This is a genomic window from Gordonia sp. DT30, from assembly GCF_049844915.1.
Lineage (GTDB): Bacteria > Actinomycetota > Actinomycetes > Mycobacteriales > Mycobacteriaceae > Gordonia.
The window spans coordinates 163908-190609 of sequence record NZ_JBNCLY010000005.1 but is presented as its reverse complement, the minus strand read 5'-3'; the positions used below and the strand labels follow the sequence as shown (position 1 = coordinate 190609).

Annotated in this window: 21 protein-coding genes; 11 read left to right on the top strand and 10 right to left on the bottom strand. The window is 67.5% G+C overall.

The window, feature by feature from the left end; translation table 11 throughout:
* The first annotated feature begins 268 nt into the window (after nucleotides 1-268).
* Nucleotides 269-1432 carry a carboxylate--amine ligase gene (locus ACLQ3C_RS07530; RefSeq protein WP_425704411.1) on the top strand — a complete coding sequence of 388 codons (1164 nt, stop codon included), beginning with the start codon at nucleotides 269-271 and terminating at the stop codon, nucleotides 1430-1432.
* 57 nt (nucleotides 1433-1489) lie between these two features.
* Nucleotides 1490-2926, top strand: coding sequence for an amidohydrolase family protein (locus ACLQ3C_RS07525; protein WP_425704410.1), 1437 nt, complete (start codon nucleotides 1490-1492; stop codon nucleotides 2924-2926).
* A gap of 17 nt (nucleotides 2927-2943) precedes the next feature.
* Here ACLQ3C_RS07525 and ACLQ3C_RS07520 read toward each other — a convergent pair whose 3' ends face one another.
* Together ACLQ3C_RS07520 and ACLQ3C_RS07515 are read right to left on the bottom strand one after the other, a co-directional pair.
* Nucleotides 2944-4254: a DUF1254 domain-containing protein gene (locus tag ACLQ3C_RS07520; RefSeq protein ID WP_425704409.1), complete on the bottom strand. Its 1311-nt coding sequence runs from the start codon at nucleotides 4252-4254 to the stop codon at nucleotides 2944-2946.
* Between the two features lie 40 nt (nucleotides 4255-4294).
* Nucleotides 4295-4675 carry an SHOCT domain-containing protein gene (locus ACLQ3C_RS07515; protein WP_425704408.1) on the bottom strand — a complete coding sequence of 127 codons (381 nt, stop codon included), beginning with the start codon at nucleotides 4673-4675 and terminating at the stop codon, nucleotides 4295-4297.
* A 196-nt stretch (nucleotides 4676-4871) separates the two neighbouring features.
* On the opposite strand from ACLQ3C_RS07515, the gene ACLQ3C_RS07510 reads away from it, so the two are divergent.
* The 4 genes from ACLQ3C_RS07510 to ACLQ3C_RS07495 all read left to right on the top strand — a co-directional run bounded on the left by ACLQ3C_RS07510 (nucleotide 4872) and on the right by ACLQ3C_RS07495 (nucleotide 10030).
* Nucleotides 4872-5339, top strand: a complete 468-nt coding sequence (locus tag ACLQ3C_RS07510; protein WP_425704407.1) for a DUF6325 family protein — start codon at nucleotides 4872-4874, stop codon at nucleotides 5337-5339.
* A gap of 32 nt (nucleotides 5340-5371) precedes the next feature.
* On the top strand, nucleotides 5372-5674 hold the full coding sequence (locus tag ACLQ3C_RS07505; protein ID WP_425704406.1) for an SHOCT domain-containing protein: 303 nt from the start codon (nucleotides 5372-5374) through the stop codon (nucleotides 5672-5674).
* A complete protein-coding gene (locus ACLQ3C_RS07500) occupies nucleotides 5671-7026 on the top strand; it encodes a DUF2252 domain-containing protein (RefSeq protein ID WP_425704405.1) in 1356 nt (451 codons plus the stop codon). Before ACLQ3C_RS07505 ends, ACLQ3C_RS07500 begins: the two co-directional genes overlap by 4 nt.
* Before the next feature lie 325 nt (nucleotides 7027-7351).
* Nucleotides 7352-10030 carry a LuxR C-terminal-related transcriptional regulator gene (locus ACLQ3C_RS07495; protein WP_425704404.1) on the top strand — a complete coding sequence of 893 codons (2679 nt, stop codon included), beginning with the start codon at nucleotides 7352-7354 and terminating at the stop codon, nucleotides 10028-10030.
* A gap of 24 nt (nucleotides 10031-10054) precedes the next feature.
* Here ACLQ3C_RS07495 and ACLQ3C_RS07490 read toward each other — a convergent pair whose 3' ends face one another.
* The 5 genes from ACLQ3C_RS07490 to ACLQ3C_RS07470 form a co-directional block, all read right to left on the bottom strand.
* Nucleotides 10055-10546 (bottom strand): DUF6325 family protein, encoded by a 492-nt coding sequence (locus tag ACLQ3C_RS07490; protein ID WP_425704403.1) that lies wholly within the window; start codon nucleotides 10544-10546, stop codon nucleotides 10055-10057.
* 328 nt (nucleotides 10547-10874) lie between these two features.
* The gene (gene leuA, locus ACLQ3C_RS07485) at nucleotides 10875-12731 is read right to left on the bottom strand and encodes a 2-isopropylmalate synthase (protein ID WP_425704402.1); all 1857 of its coding nucleotides are present in this window, start codon (nucleotides 12729-12731) and stop codon (nucleotides 10875-10877) included.
* A 165-nt stretch (nucleotides 12732-12896) separates the two neighbouring features.
* The gene (locus ACLQ3C_RS07480; RefSeq protein ID WP_425704401.1) at nucleotides 12897-14513 is read right to left on the bottom strand and encodes an FUSC family protein; all 1617 of its coding nucleotides are present in this window, start codon (nucleotides 14511-14513) and stop codon (nucleotides 12897-12899) included.
* Between the two features lie 222 nt (nucleotides 14514-14735).
* Nucleotides 14736-15308 (bottom strand): nitroreductase family protein, encoded by a 573-nt coding sequence (locus tag ACLQ3C_RS07475; protein ID WP_425704400.1) that lies wholly within the window; start codon nucleotides 15306-15308, stop codon nucleotides 14736-14738.
* 10 nt (nucleotides 15309-15318) lie between these two features.
* Nucleotides 15319-16854, bottom strand: a complete 1536-nt coding sequence (locus tag ACLQ3C_RS07470; protein ID WP_425704399.1) for an MFS transporter — start codon at nucleotides 16852-16854, stop codon at nucleotides 15319-15321.
* Between the two features lie 165 nt (nucleotides 16855-17019).
* Here ACLQ3C_RS07470 and ACLQ3C_RS07465 point away from each other — a divergent pair, with 165 nt between their 5' ends.
* Nucleotides 17020-17727, top strand: a complete 708-nt coding sequence (locus ACLQ3C_RS07465) for a TetR/AcrR family transcriptional regulator (protein ID WP_425704398.1) — start codon at nucleotides 17020-17022, stop codon at nucleotides 17725-17727.
* A 30-nt stretch (nucleotides 17728-17757) separates the two neighbouring features.
* On the opposite strand, the gene ACLQ3C_RS07460 is transcribed toward ACLQ3C_RS07465, so the two are convergent.
* Nucleotides 17758-19503, bottom strand: a complete 1746-nt coding sequence (locus ACLQ3C_RS07460) for an oleate hydratase (RefSeq protein WP_425704397.1) — start codon at nucleotides 19501-19503, stop codon at nucleotides 17758-17760.
* A gap of 207 nt (nucleotides 19504-19710) precedes the next feature.
* Here ACLQ3C_RS07460 and ACLQ3C_RS07455 point away from each other — a divergent pair, with 207 nt between their 5' ends.
* A complete protein-coding gene (locus ACLQ3C_RS07455; protein WP_425704396.1) occupies nucleotides 19711-20538 on the top strand; it encodes a hypothetical protein in 828 nt (275 codons plus the stop codon).
* Between the two features lie 12 nt (nucleotides 20539-20550).
* On the opposite strand, the gene ACLQ3C_RS07450 is transcribed toward ACLQ3C_RS07455, so the two are convergent.
* The gene (locus ACLQ3C_RS07450; RefSeq protein WP_425704395.1) at nucleotides 20551-22038 is read right to left on the bottom strand and encodes an MFS transporter; all 1488 of its coding nucleotides are present in this window, start codon (nucleotides 22036-22038) and stop codon (nucleotides 20551-20553) included.
* Nucleotides 22039-22258: 220 nt separating this feature from the next.
* Between ACLQ3C_RS07450 and ACLQ3C_RS07445 the strand changes: the two genes are divergently transcribed.
* On the top strand, nucleotides 22259-22918 hold the full coding sequence (locus ACLQ3C_RS07445; RefSeq protein WP_425704394.1) for a TetR/AcrR family transcriptional regulator: 660 nt from the start codon (nucleotides 22259-22261) through the stop codon (nucleotides 22916-22918).
* A gap of 46 nt (nucleotides 22919-22964) precedes the next feature.
* Here the strand turns inward: ACLQ3C_RS07445 and ACLQ3C_RS07440 are convergent, their stop codons facing one another.
* Nucleotides 22965-24212 carry a hypothetical protein gene (locus tag ACLQ3C_RS07440; protein ID WP_425704458.1) on the bottom strand — a complete coding sequence of 416 codons (1248 nt, stop codon included), beginning with the start codon at nucleotides 24210-24212 and terminating at the stop codon, nucleotides 22965-22967.
* A gap of 155 nt (nucleotides 24213-24367) precedes the next feature.
* Between ACLQ3C_RS07440 and ACLQ3C_RS07435 the strand changes: the two genes are divergently transcribed.
* Nucleotides 24368-25633 (top strand): aspartate kinase, encoded by a 1266-nt coding sequence (locus ACLQ3C_RS07435; RefSeq protein ID WP_425704393.1) that lies wholly within the window; start codon nucleotides 24368-24370, stop codon nucleotides 25631-25633.
* Between the two features lies 1 nt (nucleotide 25634).
* Entirely contained in the window at nucleotides 25635-26663 is a 1029-nt protein-coding gene (locus ACLQ3C_RS07430; RefSeq protein ID WP_425704392.1) for an aspartate-semialdehyde dehydrogenase, read from the top strand.
* Nucleotides 26664-26702: the final 39 nt, after the last annotated feature.

The window sequence follows — 26702 nt, the reverse complement described above, 5'->3', positions numbered from 1 at the left end:
GGAGGCGGCGATGACGCCGATCACGAAGAGCACCGACACACCTCCTCCGCCCTCGACACGTCCGCCCTCGACACGCCTGCTCGCCGACCTGTCGACACCCTCGATCATGGACGATCGAGCAAAGCCAACCTAACAATCCAGGCAATCCCAACGACGACCCCGGGTCAGCTATTCCATGAAATCGGTTCGCCGCACCGCAGGCAATCGAATTCCCGGTGCAGCGGTACGCACCGTGTGCCCGACGAACCGGCGCCACTAGACTCGCCCCGTGGCCTCCTCCGGTAGACATGTGCTGATCACCTTCGGCCGGTCGTTCCTCAGCCTGAATCTCGCCCGCCTGCTGTCGGCGGCCGGGCATCGCGTCACCACCGTCGACTCGATCCCGATCGTGTTGACCCGGGTGTCCACGGCCGTCGACGGCTTCCACCTGGTGCCCCCGCCCAAGTTCAAGCCGCAGGAATACTGCCGCGAACTGGCCCGCATCGTCGTCGACGAGCAGGTCGACATGGTCATCCCGATCCACGAGGAGACCGACGTCCTCTCGATGATGCGCGGACTGTTCCCCGCCGAATGTGAACTGTTCCTGTCCGATTTCGAGCTCGAGAACCAGTTGCACAACAAGTTCGACTTCCAGGAGATGCTGGCGCAGCGCGAGGTGCCGACCCTGAAATTCGCGCGCCTCGACGGTCCCGAGGACGTCGGCGGCCTGGATTTCGACGGGCCGTTCGCGGTCAAGAAGTGCTATTCGCGTGGATCGCAGCGGGTACACAAGGTGTATCCGGGCGATGCGATGGAGTGGCTCGATCACGATCCGAGCAATCCGTGGCTGGCCCAGGAATGGCTGACCGGCGATCGCTACTGCACCTACTCGGTGGTGCGCGACGGCAAGATCTTCGCCCACGCCACCTACCCCGTCGGCTATGCGATCGGCGGCAGTTCGTGTCTGTCGTTCGTGCCGGTGAAGCATCAGCCGATCTTCGACTGGGTCGAGACGTTCCTGGCCGGCACCGACTTCACCGGTCAGGTCGGATTCGACTTCATCGACCACCCGGACAAGGGCCTGTACTGCATCGAGTGCAATCCGCGTGCCACCAGCGGGATCATGATGTTCCGGCCGCACAATCGCGTCGACGAGGCGTTCTTCGGTGAGAACGACGAGCTGATCGTGCCCGACGACGACGTGCGGGCGATGATCAAGATCGGCATGGCCATCTTCGGCTGGCGTAAGGACGCCCGGCAGGGCCGGACCCTGCGGCAGTATTTCCGTGACCTGCGGGAGTTCGACGACGTCATCGGCGTGTCCGGCGATCGCAAACCCGGCGTGATGCTGCCCATCGCGTATCTCGGCATCGTGCGTAGTTGTCTCAAATACCGCGTCGGGCTCGCCGAGGGGTTCATGCACGACCACGAGTGGGACGGGCACGTCGTCTGAGAACTCCGGACGGCGCCCCGGCGCGCCGAATCGGGCCAGATGTGCTTGTGTGTTCCGGTGACAATCCATCTCGGCCATCTCATCCACATCACCGGGGCACCGGATCTGCGTGACGCGGCGCAGTCGCTCGTCGACGTCGCCGACGGCGCGTTGGTGATCGACGACGAGACCGGCGTCATCGTCTACAGCGGGCCGCGCAGCGGCCTGGCCGATGCCCTGTCTGACGGGGGTGCCCTGCCGGATGCCGACGCCGCGCGAGGCGTCACCATCGATCACGGCGACGCGTTCCTGATCCCCGGCTTCGTCGACGCCCACATCCACTTCCCGCAGACCTACTCGCTCGACGCCTACGGGGGCGGGCAACTGCTGGAGTGGTTGAACACGTGCATCTTTCCGGCCGAGGCGCGGCTGGCGGACCCGGAGTTCGCGCGCCGCATCGCCCGCGAATTCACCGCCCGGCGGATCGCGGCGGGCACCACTGCGGCGATGGTGTTCGGGTCGGCGTTTCCCCATGCGCAGGACGCGCTGTTCGCCGAGACCGCGCGGGTGGGTCTGCGTCTGGTCAGTGGCCGTGGAATCCAAACGGTGGGACCCGATTCCGCCGGCCCGCTGATCACCTCGGAGGCCGACGCGATCGCCCTGACAACTGCGGAGATCGATCGCTGGCATGCCGCCGACACCGGTGATCCGGCAACCTCGTTGCTGCACACCGCGATCGTGCCGCGGTTCACCTTGTCGGTGACGACCGAGACGTTGCGCGCCCTCGGCGAGCTCTACGCCGAGGTGTCCGGGCGCGGGGTGTACGTGCACACCCACCTCAACGAGAACAATCGGCCCGGCACCGGCGAGATCGACACGGTCAAAAAGCTTTTCGAAGTCGACAGCTACCTCGATACCTACGATGGAAAATTTCTGCCCGGCTCGGCGCGTGGCGGCGAGAGTCTGCTCGGCCGGCGCACCGTCCTCGCCCACGCCGTGCACTGCACCGAGGCCGAGTTGGCGCGGATGGCGCAGACGGGGACCTCGATCGCACACTGCCCGACCTCCCAGTTGTTCCTCGGATCCGGGACGATGCCGTGGCTGTCCACGATCGCCTCGGGCGTCACGGTCGCGGCCGGAACCGATTGCGGCGGAGGCGACGAGTGGCTGATCTCGCGGGTGCTCTCGGACGCCTTCAAGGTGCACATCTCCGAGCCGGGTGATCGCGGGGTGTCGATTCATCCGGCCGAATTGCTGTTCACCGGCACCCTGGCCGGGGCGCGGGCACTCGACGCCGAGGAGAGGTTCGGCAATCTCGACGCCGGGAAAGAAGCGGACTTCCTGGTCATCGAACCGGAGCGCTGGCCGCCGTTGGCGGCCATGCTGGAGAACGGAATTCGCTCCGATGACCCCGAACTGGCAAGGGACCAGACGTTGTTCGCGCTGCTGATGGGATTGCGTGAGCCGGCGATCGGCGAGGTGTACGTGCGCGGACGCCGGGTGAGCGCAGACTGAGAAGGTGAGCCGACCGGTCAGGACTCCACCGGCACGACCGGTGGTGGCGTCCACGTGCCGTCGAGCACGCCCGGTTGCGGCGCATAGAGGCGCAGCGTCACCCCGAGGGCGCCGGACGAGGGCGCCGGAAGCCAGTTGCTGGTCTTGTCGCCGCCGGGATCGGTGTGCTGCACATACAGATCCAGCGAACCATCGTCGTTGTAGCGCAACGGGTCCCGATCGCCGAGGGCGAATCGGTCGAGTTCGTTGGCGACCTGATATCCCTCGCCGTCGTACATGGTGACCGACCAGAAGGCGTTCACCGGTGGCAGCTGATCGCCGTCGAAGTGGATCGTGTACGCGCGGTCTCCCGTCAGCGGCCGCCCTGCGGCGTCGGTCAGCAGAACCGGATAGACGGCGTCGTCGGGCGGATTGGCGCCCAGGCCGACCAGGGTCACCTGCGCGCGCTTGCGGTAGTCGTTGCCGTACACGCCGATCGATTCGGTGATGATCTCCCAGCCGTTGGCGACCCGGCCGAGTCCGGTCAAGTCGGCCAGTGTGGTCCGGGCCGCGGCGGCTCCGGCCTCGAGTTGGGCGGCCTGCTCGGCGCTGAACGTCGCCGCGTCGAAGGGCTTTCCGGGGACCACCCCGAGCGCCGCGATCCGCGCGAGCACCGAGAAGTCGGTGCGATGTGGCGGGATGATCGTGAGAGCATCGGCCGCGAAAGAGAAGTAGTCGAGGGCGCTCATGCCGTTCACCAGGCGCAACGGCTCGGTGCTCAGATCGATGTCCGGGGGCGGCGGCGCGGGCGACTCGCCGAGAGCGGTGACCCGCAGACCATCCTGGAATCGATTGACGGCGGCATAGTCGGACGGCCCGTTGGTCTGCGTGCGCCCGATCAGCCAGACATAAGGGGTGGGCGCCTCGATGACCGTTCCGTGCGAGCCGACATCGCCGGAGAAGCCCGGCGGTACGACCACATGGCGCTGGGGGCCGGTACCGGTGGTGCGTTTGCCGGGGACGGCGAAGACATCGGTCCACATGTCCAGCATCGGCAGCATGTAATACCTGCCGTCGCTGTCGGGGGCGTCGATGGCCACCGGTCCCGTGGTGAGGTCGAGCCACGCCGACGAATACAAGGTGTCGAAGTTCGGGCGCACCACCGCCCGGAACTGCGCGGACGGGAACTCGCGCAGATGGGCGAACTGGTTGGCGGGTCCGAACACCGGACGGTCCGCGGCCGCCGGGGCAGTCTGTTGCCGGCGGCTCACCTCCATGGTGACCAGCGGATACAGGTAGACGTACGCCTCCGTCGCGAGGGCCGTGAGATCGTCGGTGGGTACGGACATGTGCGACAACTCCTTTGGTGACGACTCGGACGATGGTCGCTCAGGCGAGCGCCCGGGCCTTGAGCGAGTGGAACTCCGCCTCGGTGATGGTGCCGGCGTCGAGCAGGGTCTTGGCGTCGGCGATCTGCTCGGTCGCCGACTTGCCCGCAACCGATCGGATGTAGTCGTCGGTCTGGTCCTGGATCTGCTGCCGCGCGGCGACGGACCGCTGACTCATGCCGCGACCCCGGGCGATGAGGTAGACCAGCGCCGTGAGGTACGGGATGACGATGAGGAAGATGATCCACACGGCCTTGATCCACCCGGAGAGCTCACGATCACGGAAGAGGTCACTGAGGATGTAGAACAGCACCAGCAGGTAGGCGACGAAGGCGAAGATCACCACCATGGACCAGAGAAACTCCCAGAATGAACTCCACATGCCGTCTCCTTGCGTTCGTGTCCACGGCATCAGGGCCGTCGACGATGTCTTTCCGACACCACCCTGCGCGATGTCGGGCGCACGCGGATCACCCGCTGCGAATGAGACGTCTGTGGCGGTCGCCTCCCCGGTGGCGGCCGCGTTTCATACCAAGGGGGTGAGGACCGTCCGGTCGGGCAGTGCCAAGGTGACCACCATGCATGCTGCGGACACTCCTACCGACACCGACACCGACACCGACGTCGACCTCGGGCCCGTCGACTACCTCGTCGTCGAATTCCCGTCCGATGCACGATTCGACGGCAGTGCGCTCGCCCATCTGCGTGATCTCGTGGAGCGTGATGTCGTCCGGGTCCTCGACCTCGCGTTCGTCCGGCGTGACGCCGACGCGGTGGTGGGCATCGACATCGCCGACCTCGACCTCGACGGCGACCTCGACGTGACCCTCTTCGCCGAGGCGGCCTCCGGGCTGATCGGCGACGACGACCTCGCCGAGGCCGGGCGAATCCTGAAACCGGGACACGCCGCCGCGATCGTCGTCTACGAAAACCGTTGGGCCGCACCCTTCGCCGCGGCATTGCGGCGCACCGGTGCCGAACTCGTCGCCTCCGGGCGGATCGCGATCGAGGACATCGTCGCGGTGCTCGACGAGAACGACAACTGACCAGCACCGACGCCGTCGAGAGGATCACGATCATGCCAGGACTTCTGCGCGGGGTGGCGCGCACCGCCGCGGTGGCGGGTACCGCGACCGCTGTCTCCAACCGGGTATCGCGTCGCCAGGGGCGACGCTGGGCGGCGCAATCCTACGAGGAACAGCAGCCGCCGCCGGCCCAGTATGCCGCCCCCGCACCCCAATACGCACCAGCGCCGGCGCCGGCACCCACGTCGAACTCCGATCGGATCGCCGAGTTGCAACAGCTCGCCGAACTGCACGCGCAGGGCGTGCTCACCGATGACGAGTTCGCCGCGGAAAAGCAGCGCATCCTGTCGTCGTGATCGCCTCGGACCCGGCGGCCGGTCGTCCCTCGCTCGCCTCACTGTCCGAGGTGGCCGACGGCGACGACCGCGATCCGATCGGTCTGCTGCTCGGGCAGGCCACCCAACGGGTCCCCGAGTTGGTGCCGATCCGGCATGGCCGGATGGCACGGACCCCGTTCACGTTCTACCGGGGCGCTGCGCTGGTGATGGCCGATGATCTGTCGCGCACCCCGAATTCCGGCATCGAGGTGCAACTCTGCGGGGACGCGCATCTGAGCAACTTCGGTCTGTATGCCACGCCCGAGCGCCAACTCACCTTCGACGTCAACGACTTCGACGAAACCTATCCCGGCCCATTCGAATGGGATGTGAAGCGACTGGCGGCCAGCCTGGTCGTCGCAGCCCTCGCCAACGGCGTAACCCGCAAGTCCGCCAAGCAGATCGCCCGTGCCTGTGCGCAGGAGTACCGCGAGACGATGACCGAGCTCGCCGGGATGGGCACGTTGAAGGCGTGGTATTCCCACGCGATTCCGACCGAGGACCTCGCCGCCGTCGGCGCCCATCTGGACGCCGGCGCCGCGAAGGTGGTGCGCGGCACCATCCGCAAGGCGCGGCGTCGGGACAGCCTGCAGGCACTGAGCAAGCTGACCGTCGTCGAGGACGGCGAATTGCGATTCGTCGACCAGGCGCCGCTGATCGTGCCCATCGAGAATCTCCTCGGCGACCGGTCTGCGGCGTTCTACGGCGAACTCCGGGAGCGTTTCGAGAGCTTCCGGTCGACGATGGCGCCGCACCACCGAACATTGCTGGATCGCTTCCGGGTCGTCCGGATGGCACGCAAGGTCGTCGGGGTCGGCAGCGTCGGCACCCAGGCGTGGGTGCTGTTGCTCGAGGGCAAGGACGCGGGCGACCCCCTCATCCTGCAGGCCAAAGAAGCTCAGCGATCGGTACTCGCGGGCTATCTCGACGGCCCCCGCTACGAGAACGAGGGCGAGCGGGTGGTGCTCGGACAGCGCATCATCCAGGCCGTCAGCGATGTGTTCCTCGGATGGGACGGGGGTCCGGGGATCGACGGCACACACCGCGACTTCTATCTGCGTCAGCTCCGCGACGGCAAGGGTTCCTTCGAGATCGAGCTCCTCGACGAGAACGCCCTGGGGGTCTACGGGCGAGTGTGTGCCCGGGTCCTCGCCTACGGGCACGGACGTTCCGGAGACGCCGTGGCCATCGCCGCCTATCTTGGTGACACCGACGAATTCGACCGGGCGATAAAGCGTTTCGCGTCCCGATACGCAAAGCTCACAGAAGGTGATCACGCCGACTTCGTCGCCGCCATCGAGCGCGGGCAGATCTCGGCGATCGACGGATAGTGCAGTTCCAGTAGCGACCTCAGCGAATGCGCGGCTGCCGGTCCCGTCCCGCGGATCGACGTTCGATTCCGCGCCGCAGGGCTTCGCCGACTCCCGGGACGACGTGCGCGCGTCCCACCGGATGCCCGATCACCGCACTGCGGTTCCGCCGTCCGGGACGCATTCCCATCGTGGTTACCCTTCTTTCGTTCATGGTCGGCTTTCGTTCATGCTCGCCGGGCCGGGGGCCGCCCGCGTCATACATGGCGGGTGAAAGTGCGCTGCCCGTACGACGTTCTGTGAGTAGAATCCCGCGTGGAGGCGCGGGGGAGGGACGGACGACGCGGTGAGCACAACCGGTGGCGCGACGAATTCTTCGCACGTACGGATCTCGAGGCCGGCGGTGCCGCCGAATGTGGTGCGGCGCCGGCGCATCGACGCCGCCCTCGCCCGTGGGACGAATGTGGTACTCACCATCGTGTGCGCCGGACCCGGATATGGCAAGACCTTGGCGGTGGCCGACTGGGCGACTCGCACCGATGAGCACGTCGTCTGGCTCGCCGCCGGTCGCGGCGGTGACGTCCCGTCGTTCTGGAGTGACGTGCTCTCGGCATTCGAGGTGGCCGGATTTGCGGCGCAGGGCAGTGTGCTCGGTGAGTTCGCACCCGGGTCCGATCTCGGTCTGACCGACATCGACCGCATCGCCGACGCGATCGCGGCGACGTCGACGCCGATCGATCTGGTCATCGACGAGCTGCAGCAGATCGCCGACACCACTGTCCTCGAGTCGCTCTCGTATCTGCTGGCCCGGTGTCCGGACAACCTGCGGGTCATCCTGATCTCGCGGACTCGCCCGTCGTTGCCGCTGAGCCGGTTGCGGCTCGACGGCGAGGTCACCGAGATCCATGCCGAGACTCTGGCCTTCACCCGGGCCGAGACCGCCGAACTCTGTGAGAACGCCGGCGTGCAGGTCGCCGACGCGGATCTTGACGTGCTGATGGCGCGTACCCAGGGCTGGCCGGCGGGACTTCGACTGGCACTGCTCGGCGGGGCGCCCGAGCGCGACGCCACCTCCGTCGACGCCGCGCTCGGGCAGTTCAGCGGGCGCAATCGGCTGGTGGCCGCCTATCTGCTGGAGGAGGTGCTGGCCGGGCTCGCCCCACACACCCGGCGCTTCCTGCTCGCCACCTCGATCGTCCCGGAGGTGACCGCCGACCTCGCACGCACGCTCACCGGGGTCGCCGACAGCCGCCGGGAACTGGAGGCGCTGGTGGCCGCGAACGCGCTCACGGTCCGGCTGGCCGACCGGCCCGAATGGTTCCGCTACCACCCACTGCTGCGAGAGCTGCTCTACGACCGGTTGCAGACCGACGCACCCGACAGCATCGACGACCTGAATCGCCTGGCCGCCACCTGGTATTCGGGCACCGGCGACCACGTCGCGGCGATCCGCCACCTGATCGCCGCCCGCGAACCGAACGCGGCCGCGCGTGTCCTCGGGGCGTATGCGGTGCCGTTGATGCTCACCGCCCGCGCCGCCGAGCTCGCCGCGGCGCTCGAACCGGCCGAGACCGAGTTGTCGGCGATGCCGCTTGCGTCGGCCCACGTGATCGGTGCCGTACTGGCCTATCACCGGCGCGACTACCTGGCGATGGAACAGCATGCCGGTCTCGCCGACCGTCTGCTCGCCGACCAGGACGTCGAGCCGGAACCGGCCATCGGAATCGTGGTGACCCTGGTACACATGGTGATCGCGCGTTTCCGTGACATCGCCGAGTTGGGTACCCGGGCGGCTGCGGTCAGCGAGGCGGCACGGTCCGCCTCGCTCGACGAATTGCCCAGTGCTCCAGCCTATATGGTGATCGGCGACAACAACCTTGCCATCGACCATCTGCTGTCGGGCCGTCTCGCCGAGGCCGAGGCGCTGCTGCAGGATTGTCGGCGGCTGGCCACGTCGGCGGGAATGGACCTGGTCGCGGTGGCCGCCGATGGCTACCTGTCGGTGCTGGAAGTGATCGAGGGCCGGATCGACGACGCCGGCCGACACTCCGAGGCATTGCTGGAGGCAGCGGTCCGTCGTGGCTGGAGCCGGCAGCCGCAGGTGATCATCTCGCAGGCCGTGGGCCTCGCGGTCGCGTTACACGCCGATCGTCTCGATGCTGCTGCGGCCCGGCTGAACTGGATTCGCGCGCACCATTCCGGTGGTGCCTCCGACCTGGGGGCACTGATGATCGTGGAGATCTACGCGATCCAGATCGCGGTCGCCGCAGGCGATGTGGCGGCTGCCGGGATCGCCGCCGAACGGCTGAATGTGATCCGGGCCCGCGCGGGCCACCTGCCGGCGCTGCTCGACCGGTGGATGCACGTGGCCCTCATCCGGATGCACCTGCTGTTCGGCGATATCGAAGCCGCCCAGGCTGCCGTGGTGGGGCTGCCGGGTGAGCCGGGATTCGCCGCGGCGCTCGAACGTGTGGTGTGCGCCGAGGTCACCCTCGCGACCGGCCACGCCGCCGATGTTCCGTCGATACTCGGGGCGATGACCACATACGCCGAATACCCGGTCGTCCGTTGCGATGCCCTCGTACTCGCCGCGGTGGCCGCCGGCCGGTTACGCCGCGACGCAGAGGCGGTCGACCGTCTCGGTGAGGCCCTGCACGTCGCGGACGCGACCGGTGTGGTGCGGCCGTTCGTGGCGTGGGCCGACGATGTGCGACCGGTGCTGGCGCGCTACCGGATGCTCACGACGCATCAGCCGACGATCGTGCAGCGGATCGTCGAGTTGTCCGGCGGTGGCGCGGCAACGATCGATCCGGACACCGAACCCCTTGCGACACAGCCTCTCACCGATCGCGAACTGACCGTGCTGCGCTATCTGCCCACCATGTTCAAGGCGGCCGAGATCGCCGCGGATCTGTTCGTGTCGGTGAACACCGTCAAGACACATCAGCAGTCGATCTACCGCAAGCTCGGTGTGACGACCCGGCGCGAGGCAGTCGACCGGGCGCGAGAACACAAGCTGCTCTGAGAGATTGCGGTGACGGTCCGATGCTCAGGTCCCATCACCCAGGGCGAACATCAAGTCACGCACGGGGATACGTCCCTGTGCCACGATCTCGGCACCGCTGTGTGCGGCCACCCGGCCGAGGTTGCGGGTGCAGGTGTACTCCCACACGATGATCACGGCGCTGCGTCCGCCGGTGATGGCCGGGGCGAGGTTGTCGAGGTCCTCGAGCGCCAGGACCTCGGCGAGGGTCGCGCTCACCTCCGTCGGCATGCCGGGTTCGAGATCTTCGGCTTCGCTCACCGTCATGCCATCGGAGTTGCGCCCGACCACGACGAGGTCGAGGACACGAACCATTCCGGCGCTCACCATCTGCGCGAGCGCCGCCCGGATGGAGTCGGGAACGTCGCCGGTGCCCGGTGCGAGTTCGATGACCAGATAGTCGATGGGACCGAGGTCATCGCGCTCGGCGTCGGTGGCGGTGGCGTGCATTCCGGCCTCCTCGTCGTCGACGGACGTCCTCGGGCGCTGCGCGCTCACCCGACGCGATTCGGTATGAACGGCCGTCTTTCGAGTGTGGACGTGCGGCTCGGGCACGGGCTCACCCCGATTGGATGAGCCTGTGCGGACCGGCGGCGGCCCGGCCATAGTCGGTTGGCGGGGGAGGGGACTGCAGTATCGCGGCACACGGACCTGCCTTCATCGCCGCCACCCTACTGAGGAACGGCCGCGACGACCGACGGGAATGGGCCGGACCCACGTCGAGGATCGCTCGAATGTGGGTCCGGCCCATGCCACTTCACGACACAGCGGGGATGACCCGCGTATCGGGGTACTTACCGGTGATCGGTCTGTCGGCCGCGGATTCCTACGGTGCCCAGGTGCGCGGCGCGGCGTCGGTGGTCTCGTCGCCGCCGGCCGGGACGATGACCCGGTGGGCGCGGTTGACCGCCGAGACCACCGCGCGCAATGACGCGGTGGTGATCGAGGAGGCCACCCCGGCGCCCCATACCGTCTCGCCGTTGACCTGTGCCTCCACATACGACGCCGCGTTGGCGTCACCGCCGGCCGTCATCGCGTGCTCGTTGTAATCGAGGACCCGGACGTCGAATCCGACGGCGGCCAGGGCGTCGACGAAGGCGGCGAGCGGACCGTTGCCGGAACCGGAGATCTCTTTCTCCACGCCGTCGACCTTCACCACCGCGGTGATGCGGTCTTCGCCGCCGTCGATCTCGGAGGCATCGACCTTCTGCCGCATGCGCTCCAGCGGACGGACGGGGTGCAGGTACTCCTCGGCGAAGACGTCCCACATCTCCTTGGGGGAGACCTCGCCGCCCTCACCGTCGGTGAGCTTCTGGATCTCGCGGCTGAACTCGATCTGCAGGCGCCGCGGCAGGCTCAGTCCGTGGTCGGTCTTCATGATGTAGGCGACGCCACCCTTGCCGGACTGACTGTTGACGCGGATGACCGCCTCGTAGCTGCGGCCCACGTCCTTGGGGTCGATCGGCAGATACGGTACGGCCCAGAGGATGTCGTCGGCATCGGCGTCGGCGTTGTCGGCATCGACCTTCATCTGGTCGAGTCCCTTGTTGATCGCGTCCTGGTGGCTGCCGGAGAACGCGGTGTAGACCAGGTCGCCGCCGTACGGATGGCGTTCGGGGACGTTCAGCTGATTGCAGTACTCGACGGTGCGACGGATCTCGTCGATGTCGGAGAAGCTGATCTGCGGGTCGACGCCGCGGCTGAACATATTCATGCCCAGGGTGACCAGGCAGACGTTGCCGGTGCGTTCGCCGTTGCCGAACAGACAGCCCTCGATGCGGTCGGCGCCGGCCTGGTAGCCCAATTCGGCTGCGGCAACGGCAGTTCCGCGGTCGTTGTGCGGGTGCAGGCTCAGGATGATCGAGTCGCGGCGGGCCAGATTGCGGCTCATCCACTCGATCGAATCGGCGTACACGTTGGGAGTCGCCATCTCCACGGTCGCCGGCAGATTGATGATCATCGGGTTCTCCGGTGTGGGCGCGATGATCTCGGAGACGGCGTCGCAGATCTCCTTGGCGTAGCTCAGCTCGGTGCCCGTGTAGGACTCCGGCGAGTACTCATAACGCCAATGGGTGTCAGGGAAGCGCTGCTGCTCCTCGAGGACGCGGCGCGCGGCGTTGGTGGCGATCTCGGTGATCTTGGCCTTGTCGGCGCGGAACACGACGCGACGCTGCAATACCGATGTCGAGTTGTAGAAGTGGACGATCACGTTCGCCGCACCCCGGCACGCCTCGAAGGTCCGCTCGATCAGCTCGTCGCGGCACTGGGTGAGCACCTGGATGGTCACATCGTCGGGAATCGCGCCGTCCTCGATGATCTCGCGGACGAAGTCGTAGTCGGTCTGGCTCGCCGACGGGAAGCCGACCTCGATCTCCTTGTAGCCCATACGAACCAACAGGTCGAACATCCGGCGCTTGCGCGCCGGGCTCATCGGGTCGATCAGGGCCTGGTTGCCGTCGCGCAGGTCCACCGCGCACCACAGCGGGGCACGATCGATGACCTTGTCGGGCCAGGTGCGGTCGGGAACGGAAACGGTTTCGACCTCGTCGGCGAAGGGCCGGTACCGGTGGACGGGCATCGCCGAGTTGCGCTGCTTGTTCCACGTCGGCTGCCCGGCGTGGATGGGTCCGGTGGGTTCGACGATTCGGCTTGCGCCCGAGGCGAAGGTGTCTGCTGCTGCCATGATGGTTCATCTCCGAGATTCAAAAGGGGAAGATGACCGGCGCGTCAAGAGGCCCGCGACGGAGGGCCGGTCGATTCAGACCCCGCCGCGGCAACCGAGAAGGAGCGCGCGCTGCATGCGTTCGACCGTACTCCCCGGCGGCCGGGTGGATCAAATTCGCGTCCATCACATTCGATCGACGATGCCTCGCCGGTCGGCCAGCAGCCCGGCGATCACCGGATCCAGCGAGCGATCCCGATCGGTGCGCCAGCACCACGAGAGCGTGTCGTAACCGACCTGGCACGCCGCGGCGTGATGGGGCCAGTGGGCACGCGCCCATTCCGGTTCGTCGCCGGCGGCGTCGGTCGCCGACATCTCCGCCTCGAGCAGCGTCCATTGCAGGTCGCGCCGGATGGTGAGCGATCTGCTGGTGCCGACGGGTTCCGCCGTGATCGTCGCCAGGGTGCGTCCGACGTCGTCGAGGACGGCGGCGTCGGCGCGCCTCGCGGTCTTCCGGTGGGCGTGGCGGCCGACGACCCACATCGCGGCGATGGCCAGCCCCACCCCGAGGAAGGTCTCCAGCAGGCGATCACGGACGGGGATGGTGATGTTCGATTCGGGGGTGCCCATCAACATGGCCAACGGGGTGATGAAGGTGACCGCAACCGCATAGTTGCCGACGACGGTCAGTTCGATGAGCACGTTGAGGATGGCGATCAGGACGATCAGGGCCGGAATGCCCAGATCGAGAAGGTGAAAGACGACGAAGAGACCCAGGCCCACGATGGTGCCGAGGAGTCGGTGCGACCCGCGGATGACGCCTCGGATCCGGTCGGGACCGAGTTGGAGAACGAGGACGGCACCGAGGATCGCCCAGTCCGGGCGCGACAGGTGTACGAGCACCGAGATCACGCCGGCGCACAACGCCGCAGCCGTGACCCGGACGGCGGTGACCTGTGCATGGCTGTACGGCTCGGCGGCTCCGCGCAGCCGGTGCAGGATGGTCGGCCGTCCCAGCGGTGCGACCAGGGCATCGGTCTTGCGGACACCATGCAGCCGATGCATCGACTCCCAGAGTTGCCGCGCCAGAGCACCATTGGTGGCCGCCGCATCGTGGAGCACCGACCAGGCGTTCAGCGTGGAGAACGCGACGCCGTGGCGGCGTGCACGGTCGGCGCCGCTGTTGTCCTCGAGATAGCCCTCGATGGCGGTCATCGCGGCGAGGGTGGCCGCCGTCTCGGGCGCGTGCGGGCGCCACAGCGCAGGTGCCATGGACACGATCAGCGAGCCGAGGCCGCCGGCGGCGGTGGCGATGACCACCGGGCCGAGGTCGACACCATGGCGGGTCACCACCGATGCGACCGCTGCGGTGAGGACGAAGAAGTACGGTCCGGGCGGGCCCAGGCGGATGGCGGTGGCCGTGAAGGATGCCACTGCGGCACCGGCCACCAGCGCGGCCACGACCACCATGTTCCGGGCGATCGTCGCGTCCGGGCCGGCCCACGCGCCGAGCGCGCCGTAGCCCGCCACCGCAGCCACCAGCACGAGGGCGGCGGTGGTGACCGCCCGCCAGCGCACACGGTACGGACGTTTCTCGCCGTAGAGCGCGGCGAACGCCCCGAGCGCGGCGAGCAGGGCGTCCCGCTCGAGCCCGGCGACGCAGAGTGCGGTGGCCGGGAGGGCGAACGAGAGTCCGGCGCGGATCGCCGGCTCCCAGCGTCCGCGGATGTCGGGCACCGCGAGCAGCGCCCGCCGGATGGACGGGCGGGCAGGTGGTCGGGGGAGTCGGTCGTCGTTCTCCATCGTCACCTGTGTCTCGAGCGGATGTATTCGGTTGCCGGCGGGCGGATCAACCCTATGCCGGGCCGAACAACAATCGCCAACCGCCCGGATTCGCGGTTTCTGGCGATCCGAATATGGCGATGCGAATACAACGTGCAGCTATGGCGACGGTCGCGACAATAATCGTCTCGACCGTCGCCATAGCCGCAAACCATATTCGCGGCGAGCAGGTTGTCCGGCTGGTCAGTTTTCGGGGGTGAACGGGTCGCCCCAGTGGCCGGAGAACGCTACCTCGTTGAGCGGCAACCGTTTTCGCGGCCAGGCGTCCCGATCGGCGATCTCCGGGTCCAGGGTGGATGTCTTCTCGGCGAGGCGGCCGAGTCCCAGGATCACCATCGGCCGCGTCCCGTCGGGAATACCGAACTCCGCGCGTGCCGCCGCCGGATCGAAGCCGGCCATCGGGTGGGCGTTGATACCCATCGACACGGCCTGGATACTCATCTGCGCCGCCGCGAAACCCAGGTCCACGGCACCGTATTCATGCAGTTTCGCGTCGTCGGGATCGTCGGAGGTGCACAGCAGGATCAGTGCGCCGGCCTTGGGCGCCCAGCTCTTGTTCCCGCGGTTGAGCACGGTGGTGAGACGCGCGAACGTCTCGTCGCCGCGGATGCCGACGATGAACCGGACCGGCTGGATGCGGCCCCAGGTGGGCGCCCAGCGGCCGGCTTCCAGGATCGTCGTGATCTCGGCGGGTGTGACGAGCGCGGCGGCGTCGTAGCCCCGCGCGCTCCAGCGGTCCTTGATCGGTTCGTGCACTCCGTCGAGCCTACGACCGTTCGGCCAAGGATTCCTCGGCGGTGCGCGTCGGTGTGCGAAGCACCACAGTGAGGACGACGGCGAGCACGGTCAGAGCGATCACCGCGGCCAGCGAGGCGGCATGGACGCCGTGGACGAAAGCGGCACGGGCGGAGTCGGCGAGCGCCGTGCCGTCGGGTCCCATCCCGGCCGCCCGGTGCAGCGTCTCGCCGATGGTGTCGGCGAACCCGGCGCCCGAGCTGTGCTCGCGGAACACCAGCGTGGCCAGCGAGCCGAGCAGGGCCAGGCCCAGTGCGGTCCCGAGTTCGAAGCTGGTCTCGGAGATGCCGGAGGCCGCGCCGGACCGTTCCGGCGGAACCGATCCGACGACGATCTCGGAGACCAGGCTGAACTGCACGCCGTAGCCGATGCCCGCGATCGCCGTCGACACCAGGTAGATCCACAGCGGGCTGTCGGTGGAGAGCCAGAGCAGTCCGAGGTTGCCGAGGGCGGCGAGGGCCACCGAGCCGATGAGAGCGGTGCGCACGCCCAGCCAGGCGGATACGCGGCCGGCGCCGATGGAGAAGACGGCGACGGCGATGGCTGCCGGCAATCCGGCCAGCGCTGCGGCGAGCACGTCGTGGCCCATCACCGATTGCAGGTAGACCCCGGTCAGATACGACATGCCCCCGAGCGCCATCATGCCGATCAGGGCGCACGCGACCGCCGCGCTGAACTGCACGTCGCGGAACAGTTTCAGATCGAGTAACGGGGCGCGGGCACCGCGCTGGTGGGCGAGGAAGACCGCGAACATCACCACGCCGACGATTCCGATGACGAGGACCAGCGGGTCGAAGCCGTCGGCGGCCATGGTCTTGATCGAGTAGACGATCGGGATGATCGCCAGCAGCGACAGCGCGACGCCGAGGAAATCGAACGGGTCGGTCGACGGCGCCCGGTATTCGGGCACCAGCCGCGGGCCGAGCACGAACAGCACGGCCAGCACCGGCACGTTGATGAGGAACACCACTCCCCACCAGAAGTGGTGCAGCAGAACGCCTCCGACGACAGGTCCGATGGCTGAACCGCCGGCGAAGGCGGCGGTCCACACGCCGATCGCCCGGCCACGGTCGCGCGCGTTCGGGAACATGTTGGCGATCAGCGACAGGCTCGACGGCATCAGCGTCGCGCCGCCGACACCCATCAGCGCACGCGCGGCGATCAGTACACCGGCGCTCGGTGCGAAGGCGGCGATGACCGACGCGACGCCGAAGACGCCGGCGCCGGCGAGCAGCACGCGCCGCCGCCCGACCCGGTCTCCGACGTTGCCCATCGTGATGAGCAGCCCGGCGATGAGGAAGCCGTAGATGTCGAGGATCCACAGCTGCTGGGTGGCGCTGGGGTCGAGCGCGTCGGTGATCGACGGGATCGCGAGATAGAGGACCGAGAAGTCCATCGACACCAGCAGCACCGGCAACATGAGCACGGCGAGTCCCAGCCAGGTACGGCGGTCGGCGGTGGGTGCCTGCGCCGTGCGCTGATCGGTGGGCCGGCATTGGGTGGACATGCGGGGATCTCCGGGTTTCTCGAGCACGATGTGGTGGTGCGTACGACGTACGCCGAACCGAGATTACGCTGGTGAGTACGCTGTACGCAATCGGGTTATTCCCCGCCCGCCCACCTGATGAAGCCCACTTGATGAAAACCGAGCAGCAACCAGGAGTGATCAGCCGTGGCCCAGCAGGCCCCGAAGTCGAGTGCACCGAAGTTGACGACGGAGGCGATCGTCGACGCCGCGATCGATGTCGCCGATCGCCACGGACTCGATGCGCTGTCGATGCGCCGGATCGCCGACGAGCTCGGGGTCGGGGCGATGTCGCTGTACCGGCACATCGCCGACAAGGACGCCCTGCTGACCGCGATGGCGCAGGAGGTCGGCCGCCGCTTCCCCTATCCGGTGGGGGACGCGTCGCCGGGGTGGCGTCATCGGATCACCCGCGCCGCCGCCATCGATTGGGAGCTCTACCAACGTCATCCGTGGGTGGTGCTCGCCTATGCGGTGCCGCGCTACGGCTTCGGGGACGTATCGCTCGCCGGACTCGAATGGCTCGCCGAGGGCTTCGGTGAGCTCGGCGTCGACGACGCCCGGGCCGTCGAGATGGTTCTCACGTTCTGGAGCTACGTCAACGGCGTCGCGCTGGTGTCGGTGAGCGAGCACATCATGCCCGCCGATTCGGCCGGTCCCGAACCCGGTGGTGGACTCGGCGAACTGCTCGGCGGCTGGACCGACGCCGAGCGCGACGCGCGAGCCGAGCAGTGGCCGATCCTCGCCTCGCTCGCCGGCCGCGACGACATCGGCGCGCGAATGGCACCCCGCGCCATCCTCGACGCCGGGGTGGCGGATCTGTGCGCCGGATTCGAGGCGGCGGCCGGGGGCTGACATCGCGGCCCACTCGGTGCGCCGCAACATTCACACGAGCCGGTAGCGGCGCAGCAATTGCCCGATGACGGTGCGGTCGAGTGCCCGCACAAGGAGTTTCGGCACCTTGAGCTTCTTGCCGTCGCGCATCTGGATGGTTGCGTTGAGCAGGGCGCGCACGTCGTATACCGATCCGAACACCTCCGGCACGCCGCGCTCGACGCCGAGCAGGGTGTAGACCGCTTCCATGGCTGTGCGCACCGACGACTCGGTGGTGAAGACGCAGTCGCGTTCGGTCTCGACGAACTGGCCGAGGAACGCGAAGTTGACCACGTTCTTCGGGACGACGGCCGGCCGATCGCCGGCGCGGCGCGGCATGAAGAACGAGGTGATGAACGGCATCATGCATGGCACGCAATTGGCGGAGTTCGCCGCCAGCTCCGGGATCTGCTCGGTCGGCACCCCGAGGTGGTAGAGCCACTCCTGGGTGATCTCCTCACCGGTGCAGTCGCGCATCGGCTTGCGGACGAAGTCGCCGGGGCGGTCGATGAGCAGGCCGTACACCCAGACGACGAGTTCGTCATCGGGCTGCGACTTGAAGTGCGGCTGCCGGTTGACCGTCCACGACATCAGCCACGACGAATCGCGTGCGGTGACGATACCGCCGGTGACCACCCGGCCGCTGAACGGGTCACGCCGGCAGATCTTTTCGATGTACGGCGGGATCTTGTCGTCTAGCGTCGTCAGACTCGACGACTCCCACGCGGTCTTCTCGGGGTCGCCGCAGAACTTCTCGGGGCGGCCGAACGACGGGTCCTGTCTGGCGATGTTGCGCCACAACGCCCAGACGCTGCCCTCACGGATGTCGGGATCGAATCTCGGCGCGGTGTGGTGATCGCCCCAGTCCGAGTTCTCCACGCATGAGCCATTGGTGACGAACACCAGGTCGTTCTCGGTCACCTCGATCCCGCCGGGCCGGTCGTCGCGAATCCAGTCGATCCGCCGGGCCACCTTACGCGCTGCGGTGATGTCGAACACCACATCGGTCACCTTGGTGTCGTAGTGGATGGTGACTCCATGCTCTTCGAGCCAATGGACCAGCGGCAGCACCAGCGACTCGTACTGGTTGTACTTGGTGAACTTCAAGGCGCTGAAGTCGGGCAGCCCGCCGATATGGTGGACGAAGCGCTGCACGTAACGCTTCATCTCCAAGGCGCTGTGCCATTCTTCGAACGCGAACATCGTTCGCCAGTACAGCCAGAAGTTGCTGTTGCGGAAGCCCTTTCCGAGCACGTCGCTGATCGTCTTGTTCTCGAGGTCCTCGTCGCGGCGCAGGAACAACTTCAGCAGATCCAGCTGCGCCTTGCTGGTCAGGGTGAACTTGCCGTCGGTGTGGCCATCGTGGCCGCGGTTCTGCGTGGCGCGCATCAGGGAGTAATTGGGATCGTCCTTGTTGAGCCAGTAGAACTCGTCGAGCACCGAGGCGTTGTCGACCTCGAGGGAGGGAATCGACCGGAACAGGTCCCACAGACACTCGAAGTGATTCTCCATCTCCCGGCCGCCGCGAATCAGGAAGCCCTTGTCGGGATCGTTGATCCCGTCCAACGCGCCGCCGGAAATCGCCGACGCCTCCAGGATGGTGATGCGCTTGCCGTCCATCTGCCCATCCCGGATCAGAAACGCTGCCGCAGCCAGTGAAGCCAGACCCGCGCCGACGAGATACGCGGATTTCTCCGCCACCCCGGCCGGTGTGCGCGGACGTGCAAATGCCTCGTAGTTGCCGCTGCTGTGGTACACCACTCATCTCCTGGGTCGGTCGCGGGATCAATGAAACCCTCAATGTGCCGATACCACGCGGGCGTCGGTGCCAAACCTCCGGCGTCGTGCGCCCGCGCCGCGCCCATGCGACGCGGCGTACCGGTAGGGTCAGCGCACATGACGCCATCGTGGGTGGAACTGGTTGGACGGCACAGTGCTTCGGACACGGTGTGGGTATCCGGATCGATGACGATGAACTCCGGCACCACCTCGGCGGCCGGCGAACCGGATGACGGACTGAACGACGATGTGGCCTTCGACTTCTGGCACGGGCCGCACGACCGGTGGCGGATCGAGCACCAGGGAGAGGTCGTCTACCTCAGGGCGCCAGGGCACGGACCGTTTCTGCGTCGCGACGGTGACATGCGCCGACTGGGGGGAGACTTCCGGACCGTACATCTCGGTGCGCCGCTGAGCCCGCTCGATCTGATGGGTGCCGACTCGCTGCTACCCCGGATGAGTGCGGGGATGTCGGTGGTCAGCGGCCCCACGTGGACGACGGTCGGTGGCCGCGGCGCCTGGTCGACCACGCTCGCCACGGCCGATGGTGACACGGGATCGATCACCGTCGACGACGCGACCGGAATCATCGTGTCGATGTCGGCGCCGTCGAAGCCCGGTTGGATGGCTGTGACCGATCTCCGCGACTACGACGTCATCGGCGATGACCGGTTCCGCTGGGACGGGCCGGTGGCCGGTGACGCGGCCGGCCGTGGCGGACGCCGCCGGCCAAAACGGCCGGGGCAGAACCGGCTGGAGATTCTCGGCGCGCTGGTGGCAGCGACGGACCGACCCCATGAGGTGATCGAGTTGCTCGTGCGGTCCAACTCCGCGGATGCCGCGCGATCAGCGCTCATGGAGTTGCTGGGCATCTCGGCGGTGGCGGCAGAGGCGGTGATGGCCATGCAGGCGAGACGGTTTCGAGTCGACGAGCGGGCTCGCCTGCTCGATGAATTGTCTGAGGTGAGGGCGGCGATCGAGACAGGAACGGATTCTCGCGGCGAGGTCGACTGAATCGGTTGATGGCTACGCCGCCTCGACCGACGCCGCGTCGACGGCCGCTTTGCGTTCGCCTTGGGTGAGGGCCATGAGGACGCCGCCGGCAGTGAGCAGGATCGCGGCGGTGAGCACGGTGACCGTCATGCCGTGGGCGAATGTGGCGTCCGACGGGCGCAGACCTCTTGTGGCGGCGCCGAATACGGCGACCATGATCGCGAGACCCACGGTGCCGCCGAGCTGCTGGGCGGTGTTCACCAATCCGGATGCGGCGCCGGCGTCGTCGGGATGCACGCCACGTAGCGAGGCGGTGGTCAAGGAGAGGAAAGCCATGCCGCCGCCCGCGCCGACGAGGATGAACGGTCCGAGTAACGAGAGATACGCCGAATGTGCGTTGAGGGTGCTGAGCCAGAAGAGTCCGGCCGCGGCAGCTCCGAAGGCGATGAGCAGCAGTGTGCGGGTACTCAGCCGCGCCACGAGGTAACGCGCACTCAGCTGGGAGGCACCGAAAGTCGCGACGGTCATCGGCAGGTATGCCAGTCCGGTCTCCAGCGGACCGTAGTGCAGCACCTCCTGCATGTACTGGGTGAGGAAGAACATCATGCCCATGAATCCCGCGACCATCACCAGCCGGCCGGCGAAGGCGGCACTGCGGGGCAGTGATGCGAACAGACGTAGTGGTGTGATGGGTTGCGCCGCATTGCGTTCGGCGTATACGAAGCCGACGATCAGAAGCGCGCCGAGGACCAGGGAGGTGATGGCCATGGTGCCCGACCAGCCGTGTTCGGCCGCGCTGACCAGACCGTAGACGATTGCGCCGACTCCGGCCGTCGACAACAGTGCCCCGGGGAAGTCGAAGGAACCACGCTCACGGTCGGTGCGGGGCAGCGACAATGCGCCGGCCACCGCGACGACGATCCCGATGGGCAGATTGACGAAGAACACCCACCGCCAGTCCAGCCATTGCACGAGTGCGCCACCGGAGACCAGGCCCAGCGAGAACCCGCCGATGGACACCGCGGTGAACAGGGCCAGCGCCCGGGTGCGCTGCCTGCCCTCGGAGAACCGCGTCATCAGCAGGGCGAGCGCGGCCGGGGCCGCGACGGCCGCGCCGACACCTTGCAGGGTTCGCGCGACCAGCAGCATCGTCGAATCGGTGGCCAATCCACCGATGGCCGACGCCGCGACGAACAGACCCAGACCGCCGAGGAAGGTGCTGCGACGTCCCAGGATGTCGCCAAGACGCGCGCCCAGCAGCAGGAGGCCACCGAAGGCCAGGGTGTACGCGTTGAGTACCCACGACAGACTCGACGTCGAAAAGTCCAGTGAGCGTTGGATATCCGGTAACGCGACGTTGACGATGGTGGCATCGACCACCACCATCAGCTGGCATCCGAGGACGGCGATGAGTACCAGGACGTCGGTGTTGATCCGTGATCGGTCGAGTCGTGATCGTGCTCGTGTGCGCAGTGACGGGCCGTCGGTCCGGTCACGCGTCGGGGATGTCGAAACGGACATGAGCCACTCTTTTCCGAGGTTGGCAGGGTGAGCGAAACGGTGGACTCCACATCGGTTGGGAGTACACTCGGCGCTGAAACGGAAGCTTCCTCCGATTAATATACGGAGGAATCCTCCGGTTGGCAACAGTGGTTGGTGGCGCGATCTGATCCGTGGCGCGATTTCGGGCCTGCGCCGCACTCGCGGAGCACGCGCCGAACCGAAGAGAAATGGAAGAACAGTGGCTGTTCCCGACGCACCGGGTCCCGACGCACCGGGTCCCGACGCACCGGCTCCCGGTGACGTGTCCGCCGACGGCACCGCCGGGCGGAAGCGGCTCTCGCGTCGACCGGTCCGGGCGGACGCGGCCCGCAACTACGACAAGCTCGTCGTCGCGGCCGCGGAACTGTTCCACGCCGACGGCGTGGAGGTCGCGCTCGACAAGGTGGCGGCCGAGGCGGGTGTGGGCATCGGCACGCTGTACCGGCATTTCCCGAACCGCGCCGCGCTCGTCGAGGCGACCTTCCGGAACTATTCCGACCAGATCATCACCGACGGGTGGCACGCGCTGGAGTCCGGGCCCGCCGATGCCGCGCTGACCGGGGTGTTCGAGGCCTACATGGCCACCGCGAGCACCAAGCGCGGGATGAAGGAGGCGATCCTGGCCGCCGTCGGCGACGAGGCGCCCGTCTTCGCCGAGGCGCGCGATCAGTCCCGCGATCTCATGACCGCAATTCTCCTCGCCGGCCAGCGGGACGGTGTCTTCCGCGGCGACATCGAACCCGCCGACCTCTCCCGACTCGTCGGCGGCCTGTCGATGACGTGTGTCGCCCAGGACACGGCAGAGACGCGGCGTCGCATGGTCGGGCTGATTCTCGACGGGCTGCGCCCGCGCGGGTGATCGGGTACCCGAGCCCGAGCCCGAGCCCGAGCAGGTGCCGGGACGGCTACATCGCGTGTGGGTACACCGTCAGCATGTGGGCCCCGAACCACGCACTGCCGACGATGATCGGCACCATCAGGATGATCCCGCCGGCCGTGCGGGCGCGAGCGAGTGCGATCGCCAGGGGGACGAGCAGGACGAACGCGGGCAGCAGCAGACGCGGCCGGCTCATCATCAGGCCGCTGGAGAGCACGATCGACGCGGTGACGAGGACTCCATAGGTCAGTACCGGCCACGGCAGTCGTGCCCAGATCGCCACGCACACGACCACCAAGGTGATGACGATGATCCATGACGTCGCCACCGGCGCCATCTCCTCGGAGTTGAGGAGTTGGTCGTTGACGAAGTCGAATGCGGCCACCCCCCAGTCGAATCGGGTGTCCCAGCCCTGCGTCTGGATGGTGAACCAGCCGGTGGGCGAGCCCGTGTGCGCCCACACGACCGCGAGATAGCCGAGAAAACCGAGCGGGCTCAGCACGACCGCCGCCCACGCGCGCACCGCGCGCCGGCCCGACCACGGCGAGGACCCGGAACCGAAGAGATCGATGAGCGCGGCGAGCATGACCACCCCGATCACGACGATCGCGGTCGGACGCACGGTACCGACCAGGCAGGCACACACCCCCGCGAGCAGCCAGCGTTTCTCGAGCACGCCGATCAGCGCCCAGATACTCAGGGCGCAGAACAGGGTCTCGGTGTAGGCCATGGTCAGGACCACCGACATCGGGGTCGCCGCGAAGAGCGCCACCAGGTAGAGCCCGGTGCGGCGCGGGTCGACGGGCCGTTCGGGGTCACCGGCCAGCAGTGGTGATCGCCGCGTCATGTGGCGCACGCACAGCGCGCCCAGACGTGCGGTGCCGACCGCGGCGACACATCCGAGCAGCACGTTCAGCAGGATCGCCGCGCCGAACGGCGAGATGAACGGCAGGTGGGCGATGGCCCCGACGGCGTAGGGGTAACCAGGGAAAAACGCGTAGGCGGTGTCGCCGGTGTGGATGCCCCGGGCGTCGGTGAGGGATTCGGGCACGCCACCGTAGCCGTATTCGGCGATCGCGAGCATCCACTTGCCGTCCCAGGCCGACAGCGAATCCCGCAGCGCCATCCCGCGCACGACGTCGAATCGGGCGAGCAGTGCGATACCGATGGCCCGGATCAGCAGGAAGATGCCGACGGGTGCGAGCCACGACCGCCAGTCGGGTGCCACCAAGCTCCGACGAGCCGGCTCCTGCGACGATTCACCGGTGCCGCTGATCTGCTCGGCGCGATCGGGCGCACGCGTGGTGGACACGCCAAGGATGGTAGGTCAGCGACCTGTGGAATGGGTGTCGACGGGCGCCGCGAAGCGTCGTCGGTAAGGTTGTTGCGGCAAACACCCGCAATCGCCGACCTTTGCAGGAGGAAACCGACGTGGCACTCGTGGTGCAGAAGTATGGCGGATCCTCGGTCGGCACGGCCGAGCGTATCCGTCGTGTCGCCGAGCGCATCGTCGAGACCAAGAAGCAGGGCAACGACGTCGTCGTCGTCGTGTCGGCGATGGGAGACACCACCGACGAGCTGCTCGACCTCGCCCAACAGGTGAATCCGGCGCCACCGGCGCGCGAGATGGACATGCTGCTCACCTCGGGTGAGCGCATCTCCAACGCCCTGGTCGCGATGGCCATCAGCTCGCTGGGCGCGCAGGCGCAGTCGTTCACCGGCTCGCAGGCCGGTGTGATCACCACCAGCAGCCACGGCTCGGCCAAGATCATCGACGTGACCCCCGGTCGGGTCCGTGCGGCGCTCGACGACGGCAAGATCGTCCTCGTCGCCGGCTTCCAGGGGGTCTCGCAGGACACCAAGGACATCACCACGCTGGGTCGGGGCGGCTCGGACACCACTGCCGTCGCCCTTGCCGCGGCGCTGCACGCCGACGTCTGCGAGATCTACACCGACGTCGACGGCGTCTACACCGCCGACCCGCGGATCGTGGCCGACGCGCGCCGGCTGCAGACGGTCTCCTTCGAGGAGATGCTGGAGATGGCCGCGTGCGGCGCCAAGGTGCTGATGCTGCGGTGCGTGGAATACGCCCGCCGTTACAACGTTCCCGTTCACGTGCGCTCGTCGTACTCGACCAAACCCGGCACCATGGTCGCCGGTTCGATGGAGGACATTCCCGTGGAAGAAGCGATTCTCACCGGCGTCGCACACGATCGCAGCGAGGCCAAGATCACCGTCGTCGGACTCGAGGACCGACCGGGCTACGCCGCCAAGGTGTTCCGCGCGGTCGCCGACGCCGAGATCAACATCGATATGGTGCTGCAGAACGTCTCGAAGGTCGACACAGGCAAGACCGACATCACCTTCACCCTGCCGCGTGAACTCGGTCCGCTCGGGGTGGAGAAGCTCTCCAAGCTGCGGCCGGAGATCGGGTTCGCCGAGGTGCTCTACGACGATCACATCGGCAAGGTGTCACTGGTAGGCGCGGGTATGAAGAGTCATCCCGGTGTCACCGCCACCTTCTGTGAGGCGCTGAGCAACGCCGGCGTCAACATCGAACTCATCTCCACCTCGGAGATCCGGATCTCGGTGCTGTGCCGCGACACCGAACTCGACGACGCGGTACGCGCGCTGCATCAGGCCTTCGACCTCGGCGGCGACGAGGAAGCCGTCGTCTACGCGGGGACGGGGCGCTGACATGGGACTGAACATCGGAGTGGTCGGCGCCACCGGGCAGGTCGGCGGTGTCATGCGAAACCTGTTGGCGCAGCGTAAGTTCCCCGCCGATTCGGTGCGGTTCTTCGCCTCGTCACGATCGGCGGGCAAGAAGCTGCCGTGGGGTGACGGGGAGATCGTCGTCGAGGACGCCGCGACCGCAGACCCAGCCGGGCTCGACGTCGCACTGTTCTCGGCCGGGGCGACCATGTCACGCGAGCAGGCGCCGCGCTTTGCCGCCGCCGGGGTGACGGTGATCGACAACAGCTCCGCGTGGCGCAAAGACCCCGATGTGCCGCTGGTGGTTTCGGAAGTCAACGGTGAACTTGCGGGCAACCCGCCCAAGGGCATCATCGCCAATCCCAACTGCACCACGATGGCCGCGATGCCCGTGCTCAAGCCGTTGCACGACGCGGCCGGCCTGCAGCGTCTGATCGTCTCGTCGTATCAGGCGGTGTCGGGCAGTGGTCTGGCCGGCGTCGACGAGTTGGCCACGCAGTCCCGCGCGGTCATCGATGATGTCGAGAAGTTGGTCTACGACGGCTCGTCGGTGAACTTTCCGGCCCCGAAGCAGTACGTGGCGCCCATCGCCTTCGACGTGCTGCCGCTGGCCGGTGCGATCGTCGACGACGGTTCGGGTGAAACCGACGAGGACCAGAAGCTGCGCAACGAATCCCGCAAGATCCTCGGGTTACCCGAGCTGCTGGTGAGCGGTACCTGCGTACGGGTGCCGGTGTTCACCGGGCACTCGCTGTCGATCAACGCCGAGTTCGAGCGGCCGATCTCGCCGCAGCAGGCTTACGAAATCCTTTCTCGTGCCATCGGAGTGGAGGTCGTCGACGTGCCGACCCCGCTGGCTGCAGCGGGCAAGGACAATTCACTTGTCGGTCGTATCCGCCAGGACCAGGGCGTTCCGGAAGGTCGCGGTCTGGCGCTGTTCGTCTCCGGTGACAACCTCCGTAAAGGCGCGGCGCTCAACACGATTCAGATCGCCGAACTGCTCGTTCGGTGAGCTCATAGTCCAGCGATACCCGTACAACCCCCTGATTGG